We start from the raw sequence: 23,770 nt of genomic DNA on the forward strand, positions 1-23,770 counted from the left end.
CATACTCCCCGCCCAGCGGGAACGCTCATATCCATGACTGAGCTTGAGCACGTCGATGCGTACTGGCGCGCCGCCAACTACCTGTCGGTCGGGCAGATCTATCTGCTGGACAACCCGTTGCTCGGCGAGCCTCTGCAGCCCGGGCACATCAAGCCGCGTCTGCTCGGCCACTGGGGCACCACGCCGGGGCTGAACTTCTGCTTCGCCCATCTGAACCGGGTGATCAAGCAGCGCGACCAGGACATGATCTACATCGCCGGTCCCGGGCACGGCGGGCCCGCCGCGGTCGCGCACGCCTGGCTGGAGGGGACCTATTCGGAGATCTACCCCTACGTCTCGCAGGACGAGAGCGGGATGCGCCACCTGTTCCGCCAGTTCTCCTTCCCCGGCGGCATCCCCAGCCACGTCGCCCCCGAGACGCCCGGGTCGATCCACGAGGGCGGCGAGCTCGGCTACTCCCTGGCCCACGCCTACGGCGCCGCGTTCGACAACCCCGACCTGGTGGTGGCCTGCGTCGTCGGCGACGGCGAGGCCGAGACCGGCCCGCTGGCCGCCAGCTGGCACTCCAACAAGTTCGTGAACCCGGCCAGGGACGGCGCCGTCCTGCCCATCCTGCACCTCAACGGCTACAAGATCGCCAATCCGACGGTGCTGGCGCGCATCCCCGAAGAGGAGCTGCTCAAGCTCATGGAGGGGTACGGGTACCGCCCGCACGTGGTCTCGGGTGACGATCCGCAGGTGATGCACCGGCTGATGGCCGAGACCCTGGACACGGTGTTCGACCAGATCGCCGAGGTCAAGGCGGGCCGCGGCAAGCGGTGGCCGATGATCATCCTGCGCACGCCCAAGGGCTGGACCGGCCCCAAGGAGGTCGACGGCCTGCCGGTGGAGGGCACCTGGCGCTCCCACCAGGTGCCGCTGGCCGGCGTCCGCGACGACCCCCAGAAGATGGCCGAGCTGGAGCGGTGGATGCGCTCCTACCGGCCCGGGGAGCTGTTCGACGCCCACGGCCGCCCGGTGGCCGAGGTGGAGGCCATGGTGCCCGAGGGGCCGCTGCGGATGAGCGCCAACCCGCACGCCAACGGCGGCGAACTGCTCGACCCCTTGGTCCTGCCCGACTTCCGCGACTACGCGGCCGAGGTGAAGTCGCCGGCCACCTCCACCACCGAGCCGACGCGGGCGCTCGGCGCCTTCCTGCGCGACATCATCGTCGCCAACCCCGCCAACTTCCGCCTGCTCGGCCCGGACGAGGTCGCCTCCAACCGGCTGGGCGCGGTGTTCGAGGTGACCGACCGGGTGTGGGAGGCCGAACGGCTTCCCACCGACGAGAACATCGGCGCCGAGGGCCGGGTGATGGAGGTGCTGAGCGAGCACCTGTGCCAGGGCTGGCTGGAGGGCTACCTGCTCACCGGGCGCCACGGGCTGTTCACCTCCTACGAGGCGTTCATCCACATCATCGACGCCATGTTCAATCAGCACGCCAAGTGGCTGGAGGCCGCACGGAGGATCCCCTGGCGGCGCCCGATCGCCTCGCTGAACTACCTGCTCAGCTCGCACGTGTGGCGTCAGGACCACAACGGGTTCAGCCACCAGGACCCCGGCTTCCTGGACGTGGTGGTCAACAAGAAGGCCACCGTGGTGCGGGTCTACCTGCCGCCGGACGCCAACACCCTGCTGTCGGTGGCCGACCATTGCCTGCGCTCGCGCGATTACGTCAACGTGGTGGTCGCGGGCAAGCAGCCGGTGCTGGACCTGATGTCGATGGACGACGCCATCCTGCACTGCACCAGGGGCCTTGGCATCTTGCAGTGGGCCTCCAACGACCAGGGCGTCGAACCGGACGTGGTGCTGGCCTGCGCCGGGGACGTGCCGACCCTGGAGACCCTGGCCGCCGCCGACCTGCTGCGACGGCACCTGCCGGAGCTGAAGGTGCGCGTGGTCAACATCGTGGACCTGATGCGGCTCCAGCCGCCCTCGGAGCATCCCCACGGCCTGACCGACAGGGCCTACGACGCCCTGTTCACCACCGACAAACCGGTCATCTTCAACTTCCACGGCTACCCGTGGCTGATCCACCGCCTGACCTACCGCCGCCATGGCCACGAGAACCTGCACGTGCGGGGATACAAGGAGGAGGGCACCACCACCACGCCGTTCGACATGGCGATGATGAACGACATCGACCGCTTCCACCTGGTGACCGACGTGATCGACCGCGTGCCCGGCCTCGGGGAGCGGTGCGCCCACCTGCGCCAGGAGATGGTCGACGCCCGCACGCGGGCCCGTGCGCACACCCGCGAGTACGGCGAGGACGCGCCGGAGATCCGCGAATGGAGCTGGCCCCACTAGCGGGCCGCCGGAGAGTCAGCTTGCCGGGGTTCCGGCGGGCCGGACGCCCTGGACGGCCAGGGTGAGCAGGCGGTCGGCCTCGGCGGTGGCGTCGGGACGTCCCTCGGTGGCCAGGCAGATGGCGTTCACGAGCTTGAGCAGGTCGGCGACGGCGATCTCGGGCCGCACGGCGCCCGCCTGGCGGGCGCGGGTCATCAGGTGCTCGCCGGCCCGCAGGATCATCGCGTGGCAGGTCACGCCGCAGGAGGGGTCGCCGTCGCCGGATCCGCGCATCAGTGCGACGGCCAGGCCGCGGTTGGCGGCGGCGTGGGCGGCCACGGCGCGAAGCCAGGCCACCAGCGCCGCCCCCGGGTCCAGGCCGGCGGCCGGGCGCAGCGCCGTCGCGCACAGCGCCTCCACCTTGCCGCGGAAGACGGCCTCCAGCAGTGCCTGCCGCGAGGGGAAGTGGCGGTGCAAGGTGGCCGAGCCGACCCCGGCGCGCCGGGCGATCTCCTCCAGGGACGCCTCGGCTCCGTCCCGGGCGATGGCCGCGGCGGCCGCGGCGAGGATCCGCTCACGGCTGCGGCGGGCGTCGGCGCGCATCGGCCGCGCCCGCGATGCCGGGGACGGCGGCATGGCCGATGAGGTGCTGCCCTCGGGCACGGAACCTCCAGCGGGGCGGCGAAACGGGGTGGTCCCCCGCATCCTATCTGAGACCTGACCGAGGCGCCCGGTGGGGGGCGGGGCGGGGGAGCGGAGTTCAGGCCCGCCGGGCGATGGCGGTGATGAGCGGCTGGATCAGCCGGGCGGCCAGCGGGCCGAACGCCGCGAGGATGAGCACGTACCCCGCGGCCAGCGGTCCGAGGTCGGGATGGGCCCCGGCCGCCACCGCCAGCCCGGCGATGACGATGTTGAACTCGCCGCGCGGGATGAGGGCGATGCCGGCGCGGGCCTGCCCGGCCCTGGCGATCCCCGCCCGCCGGGCGGCGTAGACGCCGGTGGCGAGCTTGGTGACCATGCTGACCAGGGCGAGCAGCGCGGCGAGCCCGGCCATGGGCCAGATCGCCGCCGGATCGGTCTGCAGGCCGAAGAACACGAAGAACACCGCGGCGAACAGGTCGCGCAGCGGGATCAGCAGCGCGCGCGCCTCGTGCGCCAGCTCTCCCGACAGGGCGATGCCGACCAGGAACGCCCCGACCGCCGCCGACACCTGCAGCTGCTGGGCGACGCCCGCCACCAGCAGCGCCAGCCCCACGACCTTCAGCAGCAGCACCTCCTGGTTGGGGCTGGCCACGAAGCCGTCGATGAGGCGGCCGTAGCGCAACGCCACCAGCAGCACCACACCGGCGGTCGCCAGGGCGATGGCCACGGTGACCGCGCCGGCGGCCAGGCTCACCCCGGCCAGGATCGCGGTGAGGATCGGCAGGTACAGCGCCATCGTCAGGTCCTCGAAGACCAGCAGCGACAGCACCACCGGGGTCTCCCGGTTGCCGATCCAGCCGAGGTCGGACAGTACCTTGGCGGTGATGCCCGAGGAGGTGGCGTAGGTCACTCCGGCCATCGCCACCGCGGCGACCGGGCCCCAGCCGAGCAGCAGCGCCACCGCCGCGCCGGGCGCCGCGTTGAGCACCAGGTCGACCAGGCCTCCGCGGGCGTTGCCGCGCAGGCTGGTCATCAGCTCGTCGGCGTTGTACTCAAGGCCCAAGGTCAAAAGCAGCAGCACGACGCCGAGCTCGGCGCCGATCGAGACGAACTCCTCGCTGGTCGCCAGCGGCAGGATGCCGCCCTGGCCGAACGCCAGGCCGGCCACCAGGTACAGGGGAATGGGGGAGATGCCGGCGCGCAACGCCAGGGCGCCGAGGACGCCGAGGAACAGGATGATGCCGCCGAGCTCGATGAAGAGTGTCGCTGTGTGCACGCGCGGCCTATCCGCCGGACAGGATGTCGGCGACGGCGGAGGTGCTCTCGAGGCTTCCCACGACGACGACCACGTCGCCTGCGTCGAGCCGGAAGTCGGGGGCGGGGCTGGCGTGCACCTGCCCGCCGCGCACGATCGCCACGATGGAGGCGCCGGTGCGGGTGCGCACCCGGGCGTCGCCCATGGGGCGGCCGACGTAGGGCGAGCCGTCCTCGATCGGCAGCTGGAGGCTGACCAGCCCTTCGACCTCGCGGTGCAGGTCGTTGAGCCGCTGCACGATGCGCGGGGCGCCGAGCAGCTCGACCAGGGCGTCGGCCTCCTCGTCGTTGAGCTGGATCGCCTCACATGCCCGGTCGGGGTCGTGCCGGTCGTAGATCACCAGGTCCCGGCGGCCGCCGCGGTGGGACACCACCGCGAGTCTCCGGCCGTGGTGGGTGGTGAACTCGTGTTTGAGTCCTATGCCCGGCAGTGCGGTCTGTTCGATCTCCACCGACCCCTCGCCCCATTCAGCCGTAAGACAACCGGTTCCGATTCACCCGAACAAACAGGATGAAATCCTCATATGGGGCGAATGGCTTGTGAGATTAGCAGGTGGTGCGCGGGGGCCCGGCGCCGTGATCATCGTGGCCGCCGGGCCCGGCGCCGGCCGGGCGGCCGGGGGAGGCGGCGGCGAGGTAGTCCTCCACCAGCTGGTCGACGCTTCTGCCGAGGTCCAGCACGATGCCGCGCTCGTCGGGCTCCAGGGGCTGCAGGGTGGCGAACTGCGAGGCGACCAGCGAGGCGGGCATGAAGTGCCCAGGCCGGCCCGCCACGCGCCGGCGCACCAGCTCCTGGTCGCCCGCCAGGTGGACGAAGCACACCTGGGGCGCCGAGGCGCGCAGGATGTCGCGGTAGGAGCGCTTGAGCGCCGAGCAGCTCACCACGCCGCCGCCGGCGGCGTGCTCGGCGAGCCAGGCGCCGATCGCGTGCAACCAGGGCAGCCGGTCGTCGTCGTCCAGGGGGATGCCGGCGGACATCTTGGCGATGTTGGCGGGGCCGTGGAAGTCGTCGGCGTCGGCGAACGGGACGCCCAGCCGCTGGCCGAGCGCCGCGCCGACGGTCGTCTTGCCCGAGCCGGTGACGCCCATGACGACCAGCAGGGGCGCCGCCGGGGTTTGGCCCGAGGGGGCGGGGGCAGCCGGGGGCGGAAGATCTGTGGGGTTCATTGACGGCCTCTCGGACGAACTGTCCCACAGCCTGTCATGAATCATCATCTATAATCAAGAGATGACGCCTGATTAATCATACCTTTGAGGCTTAAGTGGGATCGGGAGCGCTCCTCGTGGGAGGATGGGCGACCGTGGGAGCGAAAGACCAGACCAATGCCGGGCTGCACGGCGGCGTCCTGGACGGCCTCGGCCTCCAGATCACCTCCGGCGCGCTCCCGCCCGGCCACGTGCTGCGCATCGAGCAGCTCGAAGACCGCTTCGGGGTGTCCAGGTCGGTGATCCGCGAGGCGATCCGCGTCCTTGAGTCGATGGGCCTGGTGTCCAGCCGGCGCCGCGTCGGCGTCACCGTCGCCCCGCCCGCCGCCTGGAACCTGTTCGACCCGCGCATCATCCGCTGGAGACTTGAGGGCGCCGACCGCGAGCGCCAGCTGTGGTCCCTGGGCGATCTGCGGCGCGGCGTCGAGCCGCTGGCGGCCGGGCTCGCCGCCCGCAACGCCACTCCCGAGCAGTGCGGGGTGCTCACCGGCGCGGTCATGCAGATGGCCGTGCACGGCAGGTCCGGCGACCTCGAGGCCTACCTGCAGGCCGACATCGCCTTCCACCGTACGCTGCTGCAGGCCTCCGGCAACGAGATGCTCGCCGCGCTCACCGGCGTGGTCGCCGAGGTGCTCGCCGGCCGCACCCACCACCACCTCATGCCCGCCCGCCCCGAGCCGGCGGCGATCCGCTGGCACGCCGAGGTCGCCCAGGCGGTCCAGGCAGGCGACGCCGAGGCCGCCGAGCGGGCCATGCGCGACATCGTCGAGGAGGCCACCCGCGTCACCGCCGAGCACGACCCCGCCGCCCGCCGCCGACGCTGAGGAGGACCGCGGGCCGGGGGCCGAGCCTCGACCGATGCCGGGTTCCGGTTTGAGGGCGGCTCCAACTCAGCCTGCGGAGCCGTACGCCCGCAGGAACGCGCGTACTCCCGCGGAGGTCAGCCGGTCGGCCTCCTCCGGCGGGAGCGGGCTGACCCCCCAATAGGACAGTTGCGTGATCTCGGTGCAGATCAACGCCATGAAATGGACGGCGGCCTGGGCCGGGCTGTCGTGGACGTCGATCAGGCCACGATCGCCCAACGCGGCCATGGCGGACGCCACCTCGCGGCCCACCACGCGCGGTCCGGCCTCCTGCCAGGCATCCAAGACCTCGGCCGGGATGTGCCCGGCTTCCGCGTAAATGTGCCGCACCAGCGAGAAGTGGTCGCGGAAGTCCGTCATCAGGCCGACCCAGGCGCGGGCCAGAGCGAGCAGGTCACGTTCAAGGTCGTCAGGATGCGGCGGACGCTCCGGATCCAGGTACCTCCACAGCTGCGCGAGCTGCTCGTCCCTGACCCGCTCTGAGCTCCACTGCATGATGGAGCGGAACAACTCCTCCTTCCCGCCCGGGAAGTGGTTGTAGATGGTGCGAGTCGAGGCGCCGGCCGGGGCCTCGGTCGACTTGGGGCAGGTCGAGCAAGACGCCAGGCCCTAGGCAGTGCCGGGCCCGGTGAACGCGCGCCGGCCGTACTTGAGCAACTCGCGCAGCGCGGGGCCGGCGGTGGCCTTCCAGACCAGGGCGAGCAGGGCGGGGGCCGGCACGTCGTCGATGGTGCGGGCGGTGAGCCGGTCGCGGTGGCGCGAGGCCATCGACTCGCTGAGGATGGCGACCCCGAGCCCGCGGGCGGCGAGGTCGGCGATGGCGTCGGCGGCGCTGGCCTGCAGCGCGATCACCGGCTGGAGGCTCCGCGCGGCGCAGGCCTGGTCGAACACCGTGCGCAGGCCGGTGCCGGGCGGCATGCACACGATCGGGTGGGCCTCGAGGTCGCGCAGGGTGACCCGCCGCCGCCTCGCCAAGGGGTGCCCGTGCGGGACCGCCGCGACGAGCCGCTCGCTGATGATGGTCAGCGCGTCCAGCCCGTCGGGGGCGGCGGTCGCGGTCCCGATGAGAGCAAGGTCGACGGTGCCGGCGCGCACCCCCTGGACGAGCTGGTCGGAGTTGTCCTCCAGCAGCGAGATCTCCACACCGGGATGGGCCCGGTGGAAGGCCGCGAGGGCGCCGAACAGCGGCGTGACGGTGCAGCCGATGACCATCCCGACCGTGAGCCGTCCCCGGATCAGGTCGGTCACCTCGCCCACCGCCTGACCGATCGCCCCGGCGGCGGCCAGCGCGGCGCGGGCGTGCTCGAGCGCCGCCTTTCCCGCGACGGTGAGGGTGGCGGCGCGCGCCGACCGGTCGAACAGCTCGGCACCGAGCTCGCGTTCCAGCCGGCGGATCTGGGCGCTGACGCCGGACTGGCTGATGTGCACCCGCTCGGCCGCCCGGGTGAAGTTGCGCTCCTCGGCGACCGCGACGAAGTACTCCAGCTGCCGCAATTCCATAACTCAGGATTCTAGCTATTAGCAGTTCAATCTGTTGGACTTCTGGCTGCGTGGGCGGCCAAGGTGGGAGGTGTTCAACCCCCCACACACTCCTAGGAGGAGTCCATGCCGGAGTACGAGAAGGCCATGCGGCCCGAGGACCTCACCCGCCTGTTCGTCGAGCGGTCCAACGCCGGCGACGCGGCCGGAGTCGCTGAACTCTACGAACCGGACGCGGTGATGGCCTACCCGCCCGGCGGGCGGACGGTCGGCCGGGAGGCGATCCGCGCGCTGTGGAAGAAGGTGCTGGCCGGCCGCCCCCGCTTCGAGCCGGAACAACCGCTGCCGACGCTGATCAGCGGCGACATCGCCCTCACCTCGACCCCGCCCAAGGACGGGGCCGGCGCCCGCGCGCAGGTCGTCCGGCGCCAGCCCGACGGGAGCTGGCTACGCCTGCTCGACCAGCCCGAGTTCGTCCACCCCACCCGCTGAACCGCCCGGCTTCGCCGGCGCCTGTCGGCATGGCCGGTCACTGCCGCCCGAAGCGACCGCAGAGACGTTCGACGCCGAGGCCGCTGATGAGCAGCCGTTCCTTGGCGTTGCTGAGAAGATCGGCACTCCAGGTGGTGAACCCGCCGTCGCCGAGATCGAGGTCCTCTCCGGCGGCGGTGGTGGCGCGGATCTCGAAGCCGGCGCCGCTGTAGTAGCCGCGGCCGCTCGCGCGCTCGTCGTCGAAGGAGAACGTGATGCCGGGATGCGCCTGGGCGAGCCGGTCCAGGACGTGCTCGCCCAGGGCCCGGCGATGCCGGCCCGAGGTCAGGTCGAGGTGGCGTCCGCGACGACCTCGGTGTTGCGGACGGTCGTGACCACCTTGTTCTGGTCGACCGTCGCCACCGCCGAGTTGGTGCCCAGCGAGCACAGCGGCGACAGCGCCAGACCGGTGAACCCCTGCGCGGCCACCCGCCCGTAGATGAACGCCTCCAGCCGCGCGAGCTCACCGGCCTCCACCGCCGACGGGGCGGTGAACTCATCCACACACTGTCCGGACCGTTCGCTCATCGCCTCATCGTCGTGGACGACTATGGCCGGCCGCACCCGTTTACCGCCCGCCCCGCGCGCCGCCTTCCGAGGCGGGCTGCTGTCGGGCGGGCCGGGACAGGATCGCGGTGGTGGCCATGTCCATGGGCAGGAAGGCCTCGAGCTTCAGCTCCGCCAGCGTCATGTCGGTCGCGGTGGCGAAGGTGGTGATGGTGGTCATCAGGCTCAGCTCGCCGTGCGGCGAGCGCAGCCGCATGGGGACCGCGAAGCCGAGCGGGGCGGCGCCCGGCGGGTGGTCGCGCACATGTTCCCGCAGTTCGGCGAGCAGACCGGCCAGCCGCTCGTCAGGGTTGCGCACCACCTCGGCGTGCAGGGCCATGACGATGTGCTGGGCCCACTCGCCGAAGTTGGCGATGCGGCCGGCCATGCCCTCGGGGTGCAGCGCCAGCCGGTAGACGTTGACCGGCGGCTCCAGCAGCTCGGGGGCGGCGCCGTCGGTGAGCCACCCCATCGCCGCGTTGGCCGCCACCAGGTCGCCGTAGCGGTCCACGACCACCGCGGGATAGGGCAGGTGCCCGTCCAGGATGTGGCGCAAGGCAGTGTCCACCGAGGCCAGCGCCGGGTCTCCCAGCGAGGTCCGCTGGTAGGCGGGAGCGTAACCGGCCGCGAGCAGCAGCTCGTTGCGTTCGCGCAGCGGCAGCTCCAGTGATTCGGCCAGGCGCAGGACCATCTCCCGGCCGGGCTCGGAGCGGCCGCTTTCCAGGAAGCTGACATGCCGCTGGGTCGTGCCCGCGCGCAGGGCGAGTTCGAGCTGGCTGAGGCGGCGGCGGGTGCGGCGCTGGCGCAGGGCATGGGGAAAGTCCACCGGTCAGTTGTACCGGCCCCCACCCAAGCGAGCCATTCCCCCCAGGGAATCACCACACCGCACCGGCCCGGTCCATATCCGGCCAAATAGGCGCCTTCGGCTGACCGGCTCCTGTCGGCCGGCAACGGTCACTGTGGAAACCCGCGGCACGGTCAGCCGTGGGCGCGTAGGGCGGCGATCACCCAGTCGAAGGCGGGAATGACCGAAACGGCCGGATCCCGGCCGTTGAGGACGGCAAGCAGCTGCCAGTAGCGCTCCACCTGGGCGTCGGCGAGCATCTGGAGACGCTCGCGCAGCGCGACGCGCTCCTCCGGCGACAGGCCGGGCTCGATGATGCGGCTCAGGATGAGCCTGCCCTCGGCCGATTCCGGCGCGATCTCGTCGGCCAGCGCCCTTCCGGCCTTCTCCAGCACCAGCCGCCGCAGGTCCAAGCCGTCTTCAAAGCGTGGCTCGGCGGAGCCGCTGAGCACGATCCGCCGCAGTCGCCGCCGGAAGTCGTGGCCGGTGACCAGTTCGGCCAGCTCCACCCAGGCGTCGACCTGGCCCGGCGCCGGATCATCCGGTAGCTCGCCGGGCAGCTCTCGCATCCACCCGGCGACGACCATGGCATCGTCGTCAAGGTCGAGGTCGGCGAAGACGCCGCCGATGAAGTCATCGATGATCTGTTGCCGCTCCGCGGCCGACAGCTGAGCGAGTTTGTGCATGATGAGGGTCTCCTCCGTTGTGCTGCCGCGCTTGGCGATCGTGCGGAGCACGGCGCGGCGAAGTTTCAAGGTCCGGATCTCGGCGTCCAGCGCTCGGGCGTGCATCTCCGCCACCTCTGCCACCGTGACCTGCCTAGCCAGGATCTCCTGGACGGCCTCCAGGCCGATGCCGAGCTCACGCAACGTCCGGACCAGGTCGAACCGGGCCACAGCGGTGGCGTCATACAGGCGGTACCCGCCGGCCGAGCGGCCGGTGGGCGGCACAAGACCGCTGTCGGACCAGAAGCGGATCGTGTGCACCGACAGACCGGTACGACGAGCGAGCTGACCGATCGTGTGAAGCTCCATACCGTCACTCACAGGACGAGCCTGCACCTTCGAGCCACTCGAGACTCAAGCCGTGGGCGTGACCGAAGGCCCCGCGAGGCATGAAAAGCGACCGCAATGAGGACGACCTGGCCGGTGATCAGCGGTCTTTCTGAGGCGAGGAGACCGGTGATCCGCTCGCGCGCCTGAGTTGCTCAACCCCGGTGTCCTCAACCCGGGTGTCCGTGCCGCCGGGGAATCGCCTGGGCGCCCCGGACTGGGTCCGTGCCCGTGGACAGGCCGCCGTACCTTGCGCAGGCCTGCGGGTCCATTCGTTGGGGCACGATCAGACCGGCCGTGCCGCATCTGCTATATCCGTCTTGCCAGCTGTATCCAGTCGCCGAGGAGCAAGAGCACCGTGCCCGAGGAACCCGCCGTGATTCGGGCGGCGACGCCTGAAGACCTGCAGGCCGTCGCCGCCATCTACACCCACTATGTCCTCGGGAGCGTCGCCACCTTCGAGGAGACACCGCCCACAGTGGAGGATTGGCACCGCCGCCTGGCCGACCTGGCCGGACGGGGCCTGCCCTTTCTGGTCGCCGACCTCGGCGGGACGGTGGCCGGATACGCCTACGCCGGCCCCTGGCGGCCCAAGCCCGCCTACCGGCACACCGTCGAGGACACCATCTACCTGGCTCCCGGCCACACAGGCAAGGGCCTGGGCCGCGCCCTGCTCGCCCCGGTCCTCACCGGCTGCGCCGCGGCGGGCACCCGCCAGGTCGTGGCCGTCATCGCCGACACCGGCGAGAAGGGCTCGGTGGCCCTGCACCAGGCCTTCGGGTTCGCCCACGTGGGCGTCCTCAAAGCCGTCGGCCGCAAGCACGGCCGCTGGATCGACACCGTGCTGATGCAGCGCACCCTCACCCCGGCGACGCCCTGACCCACCGTGACCCTCCACCGCCGGTGAGGGGACTGGCCACCGAGGACGCCCGCACCAGGTGAGACCTGCACTCCCGGACCACCGCGATGCTCCCGCGCGTCGACCTGCCCGAGGCCGTCCTGGAGGTGATGTCGGGCGGCATGGTCGTGGCCGGCACCCCGCGCGACTCGCTGTATGCACTGGACGTGCCGTACGACCGCCACGGCGGCAAACGCCCCGAAACGATCGTCACCGACCCCGCCGGCTACAGCGACATCATCTACGGCCTGCTCACCCTGGCGGGCTTCTCCTACGCCCCACAGTTGGCCGACCTGCCCGACCAGAAACCATGGCGCATCGACTCCCGCGCCGACTACGGGCCTTACAGCAGATCGCACGCGGCCGCATCGCCCTGGACAAGATCGAAGGCCACTGGGACGACATCTGCCGCGTCATCGCCTCCATCCACACCGGTGCCGTGCGCGCCCACGACGTCATCCGGATGCTGTCGCGCGACGGCCGCTCCACCCCACTGGGCGATGCGATCGCCCGTGCACGATGAGGACGTCGCTCGCCTATCGCCCTTCATCCACGCCCATGTGAACATGCTGGGCCGCTACTCCTTCGCCCTGCCGGAACTGCTTGGAGGAAATGCGGCCGTTGGGTGAGCCAGACGACACCCATCCCGGCGAGGGCATCGGTAACTGAGATGGTCGCCGCCTGTGGCCTGACGTTCAGTGGCACCCGGCCCGGTGCTCACCCACTGACAACATCCGGGCCGGTTTCTCATCAGCGATCTGTTCTTGGGGCGGCGTAGTGCCATAGCTGAGGTGCCATCCACACGATCATGGCGACGGTCATCACGGTGAGCCGGCAACGCGACGGCGTCGAACAGGTAGAGCGTGCCGGGTCCGACCACCGGAATCAGCACGCCTGCCAGTAACGGACCCATGATCGACCCGGTGTAGCGGACGAGCGAACTGAGACCGTTCGCCGCCGGCAGCAGGTCGACGGGGACGAGGCGGGGCACCGCTGCGCCCATCGTCACCATGATCGCCCCGAAGGTCAGTCCCTGGCATGCCACCAACACCAGCAGAACGGCGACAGAGCGGCCCCCCAGGGCCGCCTGAGCCCACAGTGCCACGTAGGTCAGCGCAAGGCCACAGTGAGCGGCCAACAGCAGCCGCCGCCGATCCACGATCTCAGCGAGAGCTCCGACCCACAGCGACGCGATCACCAAAGCACCGAATGACACCGCGGCCGCAGCGCCGACGGCCGCGGACGAGCCGGTCAACGTGAACAGCTGCGTCGGCACCGTAACCACGCTGAACGAGCCACCGACCGCACAGACGGCTGAGGCGCCCCACAACCGCCGGTAGGCGGGGATCGCCAGGGGCCGCCGGTCAAGCGTGTACGCGCCCAAAGAACGCACAACCGACGCGCTCACCTTCCGACACCGCCGCCGCGGCGGCGGGCCCGGCCGGTCGGACAGGATCCGGTCACAGCGTCACCACATCAGCCACCACGCAAGCGATGTTGTCCGGGGCGCCCGCGGCGTACGCCAGTCCGACGAGCTCATCGAGGACCTGCTCAGGGGCCCCGGTGCCGCTCAGTACGCTGTGCAGGGACTCTGCCGGGACGACGGTGGACAGCCCGTCGGAGCACAACAGGTAACGGTCACCGGCTACGGCCGTATGCAGCGACAGGTCCGGCTGGGACCCGCCCGTGCCGGTGAGCGCGCGGACCAGCAATGAGCGTTGCGGATGCGAGACGGCCTCCTCCGGGCTGAGGCGGCCCTCGTCGACCAGCGACTGCACGTAAGTGTGGTCGTGAGTGATCTGGAAGATCTCGCCGTCGCGCAGCAGATACGCCCGCGTGTCACCGATGTGCACCAGCGCCAGCTGGGAACCCGACCACAGCATCGCGGTCAGCGTCGTGACCGCCTCACCGGACGGTGCCGACTCGGCAATGCCCCGAATCGCCCGATCGGCTTGAGTGACCGCATCGGCAAGCGCACCGAGAAGGTCACCGGCAGGTACGGCCTCCGTCTCCAGCGGCTTGAGCGCGTCAACGGCCGCCGCACTCGCGAGATTCCCCTCCGGCCCGCGCACTCCGTCGGCCACCGCCAGCAACCGAGCGCCGGCGTAGGCGACGTCCTCGTTACTCGTGCGAACCAGCCCCGACTCCGACCGGACCGCATAGCGAATCCCGATCAGGGTCTCTGCGTCTTCCACAGCGCTACCCCTTCCTGACAGGTAATCGACGAGGAAAGTGGCCAGCTGCTCGCGTACGGCGGTGTCGGCCACAACCTGGGCCCAGTAGCCGGCGACCAGCTCGGCCGCCGCCTGCGGCTCCAGGTCGCACACCTGGCGGATGCGGGCCAGCGGCATGGGGGCCCGGGACTCTACTGACGGGTAGCTATGCTAAGGACGGACCCCGGTAAGAAATAACCCCTGAGTTCCCAGCCGTCTCTACCGCCCCGGATGCCGCAGGGGGGGCAGACCAAGTACGAGAGAAAGGGGCAGTGTCCCCCCGGAGAGGTTGCTGATCAGTGGGTACGGCGGCGGGGCGCGAGGACCTCGGTGACCTTGGCGATGGCTCCGGCTCCGGGTTTGACGTAGCGCATGGCGGTGCGGGGGTTCTTGTGCCGGGTCTTTCCCATGATGAGCTGCAGCGGGATCTCGGCCTCGCCGAGGTGGGTGGCGGCGCTGTGGCGCAGCTGGTGCAGATCGAGCCCGGCGTACTTGTCGAGCAGGACGCGGGCGCGGTCGTAGCCGAGGCGGGTGCGGCTGGTGTGCGGGCAGATGTCGGCGGCCGCGGAGCGGCGGGCCGGCACGGGGCGGCGTTCGGACAGGAACAGCGGCCCGTGGGTACGCACGCTGCCGTCGGGGAGCCGGAGCAGGCGGGGCAGCAGGTGGGCGGTGCCGCTGTCCCAGTACACCCACTCGGTGGCGCCGCCCTTGGAGCGGACGGGAGCGCGCCGGTGCTCCAGGTCGAGGTCCTCGACGTTCAGCGCGAGGATTTCCGCGGCCCTGGCCGCCGTTTCGTAGAGCATTCTCCAGAGCGCCCGCTCGCGAAGGGGGATGTCGCGGCGTGACAGCAGCCGATGGATCGTCGTCTTGGCCACCGCGCGGGTCTCGTCGGCGTTCTCCTTGCGGCGTTCGGCCTCAGCCGGGACCGACGGGGCGGCCCAGTGCTTCTTGGTCTGGCACCAGGTCAGCCAGGAGGTGACGGCGGCACGGTTGCGGTTCCAGGTCGCCGGCGCGCTCGCCCCCCACAGCTCGGCAAGCGCATGGCCGACCTCCGCGTCAGTGACCTCGGCCAGCGGCCGGTCGCGGCCGAGTCGCTCGATGGTGCGGTCGATGGCCGAGGCGTAGGCGCGGTGGGTGTTGGGGTTGGCGGTGCGTGGGGTGGCGAGGAAGGCGTCGGCGGCCGCGACGAGGGTGACGCCGCCACCGCGCAGGGCGGTGATCTTCGGCGCGGCGCTCATGCCGGCCGCCGCGCAACGTCCATCGCGATGTACCGGATAACGTGCCGAAGTCGCGCACCGTCCCGGGGAGGAGTTCTCCTGGTCGCCGCGCCGCCATACTCATGTACGTGATAATAAGCCATTATCACGTACATGAGTATGGCCGGGTAGACGCGGCGTCGATGACGAAGGTGTCCCAGTCCTGCCCGATCAGCACGATGCGCCCGCCGGGGGCGAGCATGCGCTGTGCCTCGCCGGCCACGCGAGTGGGTCGTCCAGGACGTGGTTCACTTCTCCGCCTACCTGAGCCCACCGAGACGGAGGGCGTCCCTGATCTCGCTGAGTTTCGCGGTCGTTGCTGGGTTCCACTCCTTCGCCTGCTCCCCGAGGCGGAGGGCATCCTCGATCTCGCTTAGTTTCGCGGAGGACAGGACGCCCGCTTGCTCGATCAGGTCGTCCCGGGACACCGTGGTCAGCCACGTGCAAGGAGTCATGCCTGGACGAGGGAACGCTATCCGCAGCACGCCTTCAAAGGGCAGTCCTTCCCCGGCTCCTACTGCCACTTCGACGCCCAGACCGCTGAGGTCGACGCCCGCCGGAGCGACGACCTGCATCGCCCGGATCCCGGACGCGTCGTCTCCCGACAGCAGGACGACCGGCCGCCGCTCGTCGAACGCGACCCACCAGACTTCGCCACGTTGCACATGTCCTCCTGACACTGGGTGGCAGACCCGGACGGCGGTCAGGGCATGCCTCTCCGGTAGACACCGCCGCGCGTCGGCGATGCGGACGCCTGGGCCATCAACCGCGAAGTAAGGCAGACACTCCAACGCACACAATAGCCGCTACGACTGCACTTCCCCTCAGCGTATGAACGGCCTCCCTGCCCCGTTCAGGTCAGTCGCGGCCCAGGGGAGACCCCTGAGCGGCGTGCACCGCGACGCCGAACACATCGCCGCCCCGCTGGCCGCCTACGGTTTGTAGCGCGGGATCCGCAGGCGGCCACGCCACCGCCCGACCCGCTCCCACTGCCGGGCACGGGCCTGTCCCATCAGCTCTCCGGCGCGGGCGGCGTCCCCGTCAGGTCCAGCCTTCGGTCAGGGCGAAGCTGCACGGTCCCGCACGGGGGCCAGGAATGCCGCATACTCACCATGGTTCGTCGCGGGCGGCCAGCCCGTGCTTGGTGACGAGCGCGGCCAACGCGGTGCGCAGCACGGTGATCCGGGCGGCGGCGTCCGTGCCGTAGATCCCGACCGTCACGCTGGTCTCGGTGGCGTGGAAGGTGGTGCGGCGCTGTTCGGCGGCGCTGCGCACGGCCGCGAGGATCCGGCCGCGCAGCCGCATCGCCTTACGCGGGTCGCCTTCGCGGTCCAGGCCGTCGATGGTCAGGTAGGCCAGGAACAGAGGATCCGGGGCGGTGTCGGTGCTGCCGGGCTCGGGTTCGGCGTCCAGTGCACGCCGCAGTTCGGCACGCTCGGCAGGGGTCAGGGGCCGCCGTCCGAGCAGGTCGGGCCATCCGTCGGAGCGGGACGGCACGGTGAAGCCGGGCCCGGCCCGTGCCGCGTGAAGGCCTGGAGTGGAGTCGTCGCTCACCGGGTGCCCTATTCCTCCGGCTCGTCCTCGACGGCGTTGGGGTCGCGCAGGTCCCGCAGGCGTCCTTCCTCCAGTTGGGGGGCGGTGGAAGGGGTAGGAGCCGTGGAAGTTGATGTGCTCGAACAGCAGAGGTGACAGGCGGGCCTTGATCTCGCGGCTGATGCCCAGACCGCCGGCCCCCAGCCGGGCGACGGCGGCGTCGATATAGAGGCTGTTCCACCAAGTGATCGCATTCAGGCCGAGGCCGAGGGCGCCGAGCTGGTTCTCCATACCGCGTTCATAGGCTTGGCGGAGCTGCCCGAGGTTGCCGAAGAACACGCGGCGGGCGAGCTGGTGGCGGGACTCTCCGGTGTTGAGCTGGGCGCCGATCATCCGCCGGTAGGACTCGACGTGGATGATCTGGAGCAGGTGCAGCGTCTTGAAAATCCGGCCGTAGGCGGCGAACGCGTTGCCCAGACCGGTGAGCCGCCCGCCCGCAGTCATCATCTTGATCAGGTCATAGGCGCGGACCTTGTTCGTCGACAACGATCCGGCGACCCGGACCATGTCATCCCAGTACTGGACGATCGCAGGGACCGACACCCGCCGCAGTTGAAGCTCGTTGAACGCGCCCCACCCGTTGGAGCCGCGGTGGTCGCGGGTGATCTCGCCCTTCAGCATGGCGGCGTCGACCCACCACAGCTGGGTGTCGGTGATGTCGGCATGACGGGGCGCGAACTGGTAGCCGCAGATCGCGAACAGGCCGTAGACGACGTCACTGTAAGAGCCGGTGTCGGTCGTGACGATGTCGGGCGGCTCGGTGGCGTCCAGACGGTGGATGGCGTCCAGGATGAACATCGAGTCCCGCATCGTCCCCGGCACCACCAGACCACCGAGCCCCAGGGAACGGACGGGGACGACGAACCGCAACCCATCGGTGGAGGCGACCAGGCCGCCGCCCCAGTCCGCGGTGATCTCGATGCCGGCCTGCTTGTCCACCAGGATCGCTGAGGCCTTCCCGATGCCCTCACCGTGGAAGTAGCCCTTCTCCACCCCGACCAGGCGGCTCTCGCCCAACGCGGCGGTGCCGGGCTTGGCGACCGGCGTCAGCCCGATGTTGCACGACCGCGCCACCAGCAACGCCGCCAGGCTCAGATCGAGGTCGTCGCGGCGCGCCTGCGACCCGGAGATGTGCGGCATCGCGTCCAAGAACCCCGTCCGGACGTTGACCTCCAAGATCAGCTCCGGGTAGTCGATCCGGGGCAGCATCCCCGCGACCGCGTCGTGGATCGCGGCGAACCCCTCGGGGTGCGGGGCCGCCTCCAACCGGGCCAGCGACAGCTTCCCGCCCGAGATCCTGGCCGCGTCGTTGCCCGCCAGACCCTCCCCGACCTGCCGGAACGCGCCGTCCAGAAGGTCGGCGAGGTCGGCCAGGTGCTCGGCGGGATCCGCCGGGAGGCCGAGCGCGGTCAGCACCGTGTCCCGCTCCCGCACCCACAACCGGGGTTCGATCAGCTGGACGCGCGGATCGGCCCACTTGTCGGAGCCGACCGCGTACACGTCCCGGCGGCGCAGCGCGTCATGCAGCAGCTCCAGCACGCAGAACACGTAGGCAGGCCGGTCGATCGCCGGGGCCTCCAGCTTCGGATCGGCGAACACCAGCCGACGCCACGACCCCGTCACCAGGCCCTCGAACCCCCGGATGTGCTCGGTGCCCGGCTTGCGGGCCGCGATCACCTTCGTCAGGCCGCGCAGCGCGGAAAGGACCTCGGTGCCGGCCTCGGTCGCGCCCCAGGGGATCACCGCCGACAGCATGTCGATGAACGGCCTCACCGTCGCGTACCGGTCCACCAGCGACGCCCGCCATTCGGCGTCGCCGTCGTCGTCGCTGCCCGGCGGCGGCAACAGCTCGCGCACCGACTCCACCGCGGCGGCCAGATCCTCCCTGGACACCACGGTCTCGACTGCGGCCATCATCTCTGCGACCGACGCCGGCCCCTCACCCTCGGGCCGCTCCGCGAGGACGATCGCCCACGCCGCCGCCATGCGGGACGCCGCCGTCTTCAGCTTCGGGAAGGTTTTCAGCTTCTCCTTGTTGCTCGCCCGGGTCGCCCCCGACAGAAGCTTCGTCGACATCAGCAGGTCGAACAGCAGCAGCGCGTCATCCACCGACGACCGCTCCAGCTGCCGGGCCGTCGCCACCAGCGTCGCGACCCGCCGCTCACCCTTCAAATTCTTGATCTTGGGGGCCTTGGCATGCAGCCCGTAGGAGGCCAGCTCCGCCAGCTTCACCGGCGCGACCGCCGACAGATCCACCGCACCCGTCCCCAGCCCCAGCACGCAGGAGGTGCGGTCCAGCGCGGCGACCATCCCCTTGCCGGTCAGCTTCACCACCGGGGTACGCATCCACTCCAGGGTCGAGACCCGCTTGCCCCCCGGCACCTCCAGCGTGCCAATCAGCTCCCGCCGCGTGTGCAACGGCGTCGGCGCCACTACCGCCGCGTTGATCTCCTCCAAGGTCGACAACTGCACATCCCGCACCAGCCGCGCCAACGTCGTGATCCCCGGCAGCTGCACCCGCTTCTCGATCAGATGAAGCACCGCCCGGTCGAACAACTCCCGCCGCGAGTCCCGCGTCGTGGCCACCCGCGAGGCGACGAACCGCACGATCTCCTCTTGGCCTCGGCGAACTCCCGGAACTGGGGCGCGCGCTGCGCAGTGCGGTCTCGACGCGGCGATTGCTGGTCATGGTCGCGGTGACGGCGGTCATGGTGAGGAGGAGGCCGGCGGCGGCGTAGAGCGGGGTGCGCAGGTCGTAGGTGGTGGCCAGCCAGCCGCCGAAGAAGGCGCCGAACGGGGCGGCGCACATGGCGAGCATGCGGGAGGTGGAGGCGACGCGGCCCATCAGGTGGGCCGGGACGATGGCCTGCCGGAGGGAGGGGCCGAGCACCATCGTGGCGCCCATGCCCGCCCCGCAGACGGCGAGCGCGAGCCCGGCCACGTACGGGTTCGGGGCGGAGGCGAGCCCCAGAATGGCGAGGCCCTCGATTGTGGCGGTGCAGGTCAGCGCGGTGCCGGCGCCCAGGCGCCGGCCGAGGAAGGAGGCGATGCCCGCGCCGAGCAGGCCGCCGGTGGCCTCGGCGGTGAGGAGCAGGCCGAAGCCGAAGGCGCCGACGCCGAGACGTTCGCGGGCGAAGAGGGCCAGGACGGTCTCCACGGCGAGAAAGCGACGTTCCCGACCGCCGGACGGAGCGCGAGCCCGAGCAGCAGCCGGTCCTGGAAGACGTAGGAGGCCCCGGCCCGCGCCTGCCGGAGCAGCGACTCGCGGGCGCTTGCGGCCGGCCGCGGCACGGCGGGCAGCGACCGGACGAGCAGTGCGGACAGCGCGAACGACACCGCGTCGGCGAGCAGCGGAACCGAACGTCCGAGCGCGAGCAGCGCACTGCCCGCAGGTGGCCCGGCGAAGCCGGACGCTGCGGTCTGGGTGCCGCGCAGGCGAGCGTTGGCGCGTTCCAGCTGGGCGGGGTCGCGGCCGAGCAGATCCGGCAGGTACGCCGTGGCGGCCGTGTCGAAGAACAGCCCGCCGAGGGCGAGCAGGAACGCGAGGGCCGCCAGCAGCGGGATGCTCAGCACGTCGAGCGCCGCCGCCGCAGCGGGTATGGCGAGCAGCACCGCACGCGCGGCGTCCGTGACCCACATCGTGCGGCGGCGGTCCCAGCGGTCCACCAGCGCACCGCCGAGCACTCCGAACAGCAGCCAGGGCAGTGTCCCGGCGGCGGTGACGACGGCCAGCGCCATCGGATCCCGGGTCAACGTCAATGCCAGCAGCGGCAGCGCGGCATGCGTCACGCCGTCACCGAGCGAGGACACCGTCTGCGCGGTCCACAGTCGCCCGAAGCCAGCTGGCAGCTTCGCTACATCATTCATCGGATTTGGGGTCATTTGGCGTCCTCCTCGACCTGCTGGCGCGGAGTCGGCCGGAACAGCGCGAAGATCAGCGACACGTCTGGAAGCGATGGATCAGACAGTGTCCGGTACTCATCCGCCAGTGCCTGCAGGCGCGCCCCCAGCTCCGTGAACTGCTCCTCGGTGAGTCGCAGATGTGCCATTCGTACGTGCCGCTCACCATCCACCGGCGACGCCTCCAGGTCCGCCACCGCATTCCGCAGCAGCACGTCCGGCTGCCCCGGCCCTGGATCCGGCAGCTCGATCGACCGCGCGGCCATCGCGTAGTACCGCTCGGTGACCCCTCTCACTTTCCGCGTCCGCACCACCTTCACCAGGCCGGCCCGCTCCAGTAGCCGCACGTGATAGCTGGAACTCCCCTTCGCAAGGCCCACCCGCTGGGCGATCTGCGTGATCGTCGCCGGCTCGAAGCGGAGCACGGCCATGATCCGGTGACGCGTGAGATTAGAGACGGCGCGTAGTTGCTCGTCAGTGGTGACGTGAAACGTCTCGGGGAGATCATCGGTAGGCATGCGGGCAATGGTCAACGATTCTTGACCATTGCGCAAGGGGTTTTAGGCCTAGAAATAGGGCGCTGATCTAACGGATCTACCCCCGAGCTGTGCTGACGCCCGGCTGTTCGAGGGCTTGCGCGGTGTTCCGTAGAGGGATCCCCCAACGGAACACCACCCAGGCCGAATCAAGCCCCAGGTCAGGGTGTTCCGTAAGACTGTTCCGGACTTTGTTCCGGTGAAGGGGGGTCATACGGAACACTGGACGGCGTGACCGAGACCGGCCGCGCCGGATACGCCCGCTGTTCCACCGACGAACAAGATGATCATCCAAACCGAGCAGCTCCTCGCGCTCGGCGTCCCGCAGGACCGGATCTACATCGACTGCGGCTTCTCCGGCACCACCCGCCGCAACCGCAACGGGCTCGACCAGGCCCTCGCCGCGGTCTGGCCCGGCAGCGTGTTCACCGTGACGAAGTTCGACCGGTTCGCCCGCAACATGGCCGAGGCCAACGAGATCCTCACCGACCTGTCCAACCGGGGCGTCCTGTTCGGCGTCGGCGCGACCGTCCACGACTGGAACGACCCGTTCGGCCGGCTGTTCCTGCAGACCCTCGCGATGGTCGCGGAGTTCGAGGCCAACATCGGGCACCAGCGGACCCGTGAGGGCATGGCCCTGGCGAAATCGTGACGACATCGTAGGCGCGGACGGTGCCGGTGTAGATCGAGGAGACGACCCGGAGGATGTCCTCCCAGTTCTTCCGGATCTTCCGCAGGTCGATCTTGCCTCGGGCGAAGGTGTTCAAGGGCCCGTAGTCGGCGTCCGCCTTGATCCTCCAGCCCTTCTGATCGGGCAGGTCCGCCAGGGCGGGCCGGTAGGAGATCCCGAGCAGCTCCAGGAGCCCGAAGACGACATCGCTGTAGGAGCCGGTGTCCGACACGACAATCTCCGGGAGGTCGCCGCCGTCCAGGCCGAAGATGACGTCGACCATGTGCAGGGAGTCCCGGATCGTCCCGGACACGACCTTCGCGCCGCGACCCATGCCGCGGTCGTTCATCGCGTTCAGCCACGTCATTCCGCGCTTGGAGCCGAAGTACTTGCGGTTGGGGCGGGCGAACGCGGCCGGGACCAAGACGACGAACCGCATCCCGTCGACCGCGGCGACCAGGCCGCCACCCCACGCCTGCGCCAGCGCCAGATTCGCCTGCATCGCGACCAGCGGCACGTTCGCCAAGCTCAACGTCTCGGGCCGGAAGTAGTTCTGGTAGACGTGCGACAACCGCGACCGCTCCAGCGACTTGCCCTCCAGGAACCGGACCGTGGCCAGCAACGTCGCCAACCGGCGGCCAACTGGATGCCGTTTCAGCGCCGAGGCGTCCGCACGCATCCCGTACTTGGCCAGCTCGCCCAGCCGGCGCGGCGGGATCACGGCCTCCGCGCCCAGATCGGCGAGCTCCAGGCCGAGGATCTCCGACACCTGGTCCAGGGCCTTGATGATGGTCGGGCCGGACGCCCGCGGCGCCACACCCTTGCGCCATCGCTCCAGGTCCGACACCCGCGACCCCGGCGGCACCTCCAGCAGCTGGTCCAGGACGTACCGCTGGCCGATCGTCAGCAGCCCCTCCAGCACGCCCCACAACCGCTTCGTCGTGTCGTCGCGGACCCTGGCGACCAGTCGGGCCAGCGTCGTCACGCCCGGCAGGAGCACCTTCCGCTCCCGCAGCCACCCCACCCCGTCGGTGAAGATCGCCTTCGGCCCGTCGCCCGACGTCCACGACCGGGCCGCCACCCACGCCTCGAACTCCGGCTCGACCGAGCCGAAGTCCTTCCACTGATAGACCCGCCGGATCTCCCACTGGTGATCGAACTGCGTCTTCTGCCGCTCGGTGTACCGCTTCACCTGCGACGGATCCTCAACCCCCAGCTGTTCAGCCACGAACCCCAGCGCCGCCCCCGGCACATCCAGGGGATCCTCCAGGAACGTCCCGAGCCACCGCACGGTCACCAACTGGAGGGCGAACCCGAGTTTCATGTGCTGGCCGCGGCGCTGGACGACCAGCGCCCGATCCTCGTCATCGAGGAAGAACACCCGCTCCAGGTCGGCCTGCGACGGCGGCCCCGCGAACCGCCCGTACGCAGCCGCCTCATCATCAGTCAGAAACTCCACCGGCATACGCCGCAAAGTAGGACCGACTCACCAGCAGACAACCCAGAGCGATCAAAGCGTTACAGATCATCACCGGTCGCCGTCCTCGCCCGCATCGGAACGGCCAGTGGCGTTAGTGCGAGCCCCGACGGCTCCTTAACGCCACTGGCCGTTCGGTTGCTGCTCAAGCCCCGACTCATAAGGCAGCCGCCACAAGGCCCGTTCGCGCAGCGCCGTGGCGTAGGCCCTGGCGGTGTTGGGATTGGACACCCCGGCCAGGAAGCCCCCGATCGCGTCCTTGAGCGCCGGCGCCTGCCGCACGCCCCCGATCCCGTGAATCACTCCCATGACCGCCTCCGCGTTCTATCGCAGATGACCATGGAGGCTGGCCCCCGTTAAGGGAAGGTGTTTCCCCAGGACGGCACCGACACTATCGCCGGGTGGGGGAGGGCGGCCTTGGG

General features: G+C 70.6%; 23 protein-coding genes and 3 pseudogenes. 6 read left to right on the forward strand and 20 right to left on the reverse strand.

Translation table 11 applies throughout. From position 1 onward, the window contains the following. Window positions 1-33: 33 nt before the first annotated feature. Window positions 34-2,349 (forward strand): phosphoketolase family protein, encoded by a 2,316-nt coding sequence (locus MYF83_RS02075; RefSeq protein WP_248958414.1) that lies wholly within the window; start codon window positions 34-36, stop codon window positions 2,347-2,349. 15 nt (window positions 2,350-2,364) lie between these two features. Here MYF83_RS02075 and MYF83_RS02080 read toward each other — a convergent pair whose 3' ends face one another. From MYF83_RS02080 to MYF83_RS02095, 4 genes are all read right to left on the reverse strand, one after another. Beyond that, entirely contained in the window at window positions 2,365-2,991 is a 627-nt protein-coding gene (locus tag MYF83_RS02080; RefSeq protein ID WP_248958415.1) for a TetR/AcrR family transcriptional regulator, read from the reverse strand. A gap of 97 nt (window positions 2,992-3,088) precedes the next feature. Next, window positions 3,089-4,246, reverse strand: coding sequence for a cation:proton antiporter (locus tag MYF83_RS02085; protein WP_248958416.1), 1,158 nt, complete (start codon window positions 4,244-4,246; stop codon window positions 3,089-3,091). Window positions 4,247-4,253: 7 nt separating this feature from the next. Continuing rightward, entirely contained in the window at window positions 4,254-4,736 is a 483-nt protein-coding gene (locus MYF83_RS02090; RefSeq protein ID WP_248958417.1) for a cation:proton antiporter regulatory subunit, read from the reverse strand. 94 nt (window positions 4,737-4,830) lie between these two features. Next, window positions 4,831-5,451 (reverse strand): gluconokinase, encoded by a 621-nt coding sequence (locus MYF83_RS02095; RefSeq protein ID WP_248958418.1) that lies wholly within the window; start codon window positions 5,449-5,451, stop codon window positions 4,831-4,833. Between the two features lie 134 nt (window positions 5,452-5,585). Here MYF83_RS02095 and MYF83_RS02100 point away from each other — a divergent pair, with 134 nt between their 5' ends. After that, entirely contained in the window at window positions 5,586-6,314 is a 729-nt protein-coding gene (locus MYF83_RS02100) for a FadR/GntR family transcriptional regulator (protein WP_248958419.1), read from the forward strand. A gap of 66 nt (window positions 6,315-6,380) precedes the next feature. Here the strand turns inward: MYF83_RS02100 and MYF83_RS02105 are convergent, their stop codons facing one another. Both MYF83_RS02105 and MYF83_RS02110 read right to left on the reverse strand, forming a co-directional pair. After that, window positions 6,381-6,863 carry a TetR/AcrR family transcriptional regulator C-terminal domain-containing protein gene (locus MYF83_RS02105; protein ID WP_248958420.1) on the reverse strand — a complete coding sequence of 161 codons (483 nt, stop codon included), beginning with the start codon at window positions 6,861-6,863 and terminating at the stop codon, window positions 6,381-6,383. 99 nt (window positions 6,864-6,962) lie between these two features. Continuing rightward, window positions 6,963-7,853, reverse strand: a complete 891-nt coding sequence (locus MYF83_RS02110; RefSeq protein ID WP_248958421.1) for a LysR family transcriptional regulator — start codon at window positions 7,851-7,853, stop codon at window positions 6,963-6,965. Between the two features lie 105 nt (window positions 7,854-7,958). On the opposite strand from MYF83_RS02110, the gene MYF83_RS02115 reads away from it, so the two are divergent. Continuing rightward, window positions 7,959-8,324, forward strand: coding sequence for a YybH family protein (locus MYF83_RS02115; protein ID WP_248958422.1), 366 nt, complete (start codon window positions 7,959-7,961; stop codon window positions 8,322-8,324). Between the two features lie 37 nt (window positions 8,325-8,361). On the opposite strand, the gene MYF83_RS02120 is transcribed toward MYF83_RS02115, so the two are convergent. From MYF83_RS02120 to MYF83_RS02135, 4 genes are all read right to left on the reverse strand, one after another. Continuing rightward, a complete protein-coding gene (locus tag MYF83_RS02120; RefSeq protein ID WP_248958423.1) occupies window positions 8,362-8,751 on the reverse strand; it encodes a hypothetical protein in 390 nt (129 codons plus the stop codon). Next, window positions 8,649-8,891, reverse strand: coding sequence for a hypothetical protein (locus MYF83_RS02125; RefSeq protein ID WP_248958424.1), 243 nt, complete (start codon window positions 8,889-8,891; stop codon window positions 8,649-8,651). Before MYF83_RS02125 ends, MYF83_RS02120 begins: the two co-directional genes overlap by 103 nt. Window positions 8,892-8,931: 40 nt before the next feature. Continuing rightward, window positions 8,932-9,735, reverse strand: a complete 804-nt coding sequence (locus MYF83_RS02130) for a helix-turn-helix transcriptional regulator (RefSeq protein ID WP_248958425.1) — start codon at window positions 9,733-9,735, stop codon at window positions 8,932-8,934. A 152-nt stretch (window positions 9,736-9,887) separates the two neighbouring features. Beyond that, a complete protein-coding gene (locus MYF83_RS02135; protein WP_248958426.1) occupies window positions 9,888-10,799 on the reverse strand; it encodes a helix-turn-helix domain-containing protein in 912 nt (303 codons plus the stop codon). 364 nt (window positions 10,800-11,163) lie between these two features. Between MYF83_RS02135 and MYF83_RS02140 the strand changes: the two genes are divergently transcribed. Together MYF83_RS02140 and MYF83_RS02145 are read left to right on the forward strand one after the other, a co-directional pair. Further along, window positions 11,164-11,685: a GNAT family N-acetyltransferase gene (locus tag MYF83_RS02140; protein WP_248958427.1), complete on the forward strand. Its 522-nt coding sequence runs from the start codon at window positions 11,164-11,166 to the stop codon at window positions 11,683-11,685. A 140-nt stretch (window positions 11,686-11,825) separates the two neighbouring features. Beyond that, window positions 11,826-12,226 (forward strand): annotated as a pseudogene (locus tag MYF83_RS02145) (Tn3 family transposase). A gap of 54 nt (window positions 12,227-12,280) precedes the next feature. Here MYF83_RS02145 and MYF83_RS02150 read toward each other — a convergent pair. The 8 genes and pseudogenes from MYF83_RS02150 to MYF83_RS02180 form a co-directional block, all read right to left on the reverse strand. Beyond that, the gene (locus tag MYF83_RS02150; RefSeq protein WP_248958429.1) at window positions 12,281-13,111 is read right to left on the reverse strand and encodes an MFS transporter; all 831 of its coding nucleotides are present in this window, start codon (window positions 13,109-13,111) and stop codon (window positions 12,281-12,283) included. Window positions 13,112-13,163: 52 nt separating this feature from the next. Beyond that, window positions 13,164-14,054: a PP2C family protein-serine/threonine phosphatase gene (locus MYF83_RS02155; protein ID WP_248958430.1), complete on the reverse strand. Its 891-nt coding sequence runs from the start codon at window positions 14,052-14,054 to the stop codon at window positions 13,164-13,166. Between the two features lie 158 nt (window positions 14,055-14,212). After that, window positions 14,213-15,154: a tyrosine-type recombinase/integrase gene (locus MYF83_RS02160; RefSeq protein ID WP_248958431.1), complete on the reverse strand. Its 942-nt coding sequence runs from the start codon at window positions 15,152-15,154 to the stop codon at window positions 14,213-14,215. A gap of 278 nt (window positions 15,155-15,432) precedes the next feature. Beyond that, entirely contained in the window at window positions 15,433-15,837 is a 405-nt protein-coding gene (locus tag MYF83_RS02165) for a type II toxin-antitoxin system PemK/MazF family toxin (RefSeq protein WP_248958432.1), read from the reverse strand. 442 nt (window positions 15,838-16,279) lie between these two features. Then, window positions 16,280-19,372, reverse strand: coding sequence for a Tn3 family transposase (locus MYF83_RS43565; protein ID WP_248958433.1), 3,093 nt, complete (start codon window positions 19,370-19,372; stop codon window positions 16,280-16,282). Between the two features lie 70 nt (window positions 19,373-19,442). Next, window positions 19,443-19,865, reverse strand: a pseudogene (locus MYF83_RS44115) (MFS transporter); the annotation flags it as partial. Beyond that, window positions 19,769-20,647, reverse strand: a complete 879-nt coding sequence (locus tag MYF83_RS02175) for an MFS transporter (RefSeq protein WP_372500077.1) — start codon at window positions 20,645-20,647, stop codon at window positions 19,769-19,771. The gene MYF83_RS02175 and the pseudogene MYF83_RS44115, both read right to left, overlap by 97 nt. Next, complete coding sequence (locus MYF83_RS02180) at window positions 20,644-21,198, reverse strand: ArsR/SmtB family transcription factor (protein WP_248958435.1); 555 nt, start codon at window positions 21,196-21,198, stop codon at window positions 20,644-20,646. The genes MYF83_RS02175 and MYF83_RS02180 overlap by 4 nt, the downstream gene beginning before the upstream one ends. Before the next feature lie 286 nt (window positions 21,199-21,484). On the opposite strand from MYF83_RS02180, the gene MYF83_RS02185 reads away from it, so the two are divergent. Beyond that, window positions 21,485-21,853, forward strand: a complete 369-nt coding sequence (locus MYF83_RS02185; RefSeq protein ID WP_248958436.1) for a recombinase family protein — start codon at window positions 21,485-21,487, stop codon at window positions 21,851-21,853. Window positions 21,854-21,863: 10 nt separating this feature from the next. On the opposite strand, the pseudogene MYF83_RS42350 reads toward MYF83_RS02185, so the two are convergent. Both MYF83_RS42350 and MYF83_RS02205 read right to left on the reverse strand, forming a co-directional pair. Next, a pseudogene (locus tag MYF83_RS42350) lies at window positions 21,864-23,336 on the reverse strand (Tn3 family transposase); the annotation flags it as partial. Between the two features lie 129 nt (window positions 23,337-23,465). Next, window positions 23,466-23,657 (reverse strand): hypothetical protein, encoded by a 192-nt coding sequence (locus tag MYF83_RS02205; protein ID WP_248958437.1) that lies wholly within the window; start codon window positions 23,655-23,657, stop codon window positions 23,466-23,468. Between the last annotated feature and the right edge of the window lie 113 nt (window positions 23,658-23,770).

This window comes from Sphaerisporangium perillae (assembly GCF_023276435.1).
GTDB lineage: Bacteria > Actinomycetota > Actinomycetes > Streptosporangiales > Streptosporangiaceae > Sphaerisporangium > Sphaerisporangium perillae.